Source organism: Caballeronia choica (genome assembly GCF_001544535.1).
GTDB classification, from domain to species: Bacteria; Pseudomonadota; Gammaproteobacteria; order Burkholderiales; family Burkholderiaceae; genus Caballeronia; species Caballeronia choica.
The window spans coordinates 1-762 of sequence record NZ_FCON02000564.1; the positions used below are offsets into that span (position 1 = coordinate 1).

Sequence of the window (762 nt, forward strand, 5' to 3'; positions counted from 1 at the left end):
CGATCCGCCTCGATCCATTGTTCATTCGTTTGACCGGGGATCGTCTGCGTCTTGCCGGCGAGGACCGGCACCCAGAACGCGTGGATGACGTCCGCGCTTTTGAGCTCGACCTTGACCGGTTCACCGGCGGGAATGTGCATCTCGTTCGCCGTGACAAAGCGTTGGGCCGGATCGGCGGAATCCGTGTAAGCGATCTTCCACCACCAGTCGTACGCGGTGACGGTGATAGTCAGCGAAGGTGCATCATTGGGACGGGCGACACTTTCGAGCGTCATCAATGCGTAGACGAGCATTGCGACCAATACGACCGTGGATACCCCAGCGCCCACGTAAATCCAGTTCGATCCGCCGCCGGTCGCTGCCAACGCGCCAGGGTCGACGAGAAGCGGCATTGGTCGGCGCCTCAGGATCGCGACGCTCAGCAGCACCGCAATGATCAGACACACGGCAACACAGATCGCTGCGAATATCCAACCCAGCCTAAGGGTCGGCGTCGCCGCCGGTCCTGCCGCATGAAGGAAGTAATTCAGCGGCGCAGCGACTTCGGCTGCCGATGCTGTGCGGAACCCGTGCGCCGCGAATATCGCGGCGAGAACCTTAAGGTCTAGGTACCTGACGCGCCCGCGCGGCGCTGCGCGAATAGCGTTGATCATTTGACAGGCTCGGCAGCGCTACGGGCCGAACGCTCATCATCGGGAGCCACGCGGCGTCCCGCAGTCATGGCCATGCCCGCATTGACCAGCGCGACATGTGAGAACGCCT

Annotated in this window: 1 protein-coding gene; it reads right to left on the reverse strand. The window is 62.5% G+C overall.

The genetic code is table 11. The annotated features are described in order from the left end of the window. A partial coding sequence (locus AWB68_RS51835) for a cupredoxin domain-containing protein (RefSeq protein WP_510183582.1) occupies window positions 1-392 on the reverse strand: 392 nt, incomplete at its 3' end. Window positions 393-762: the final 370 nt, after the last annotated feature.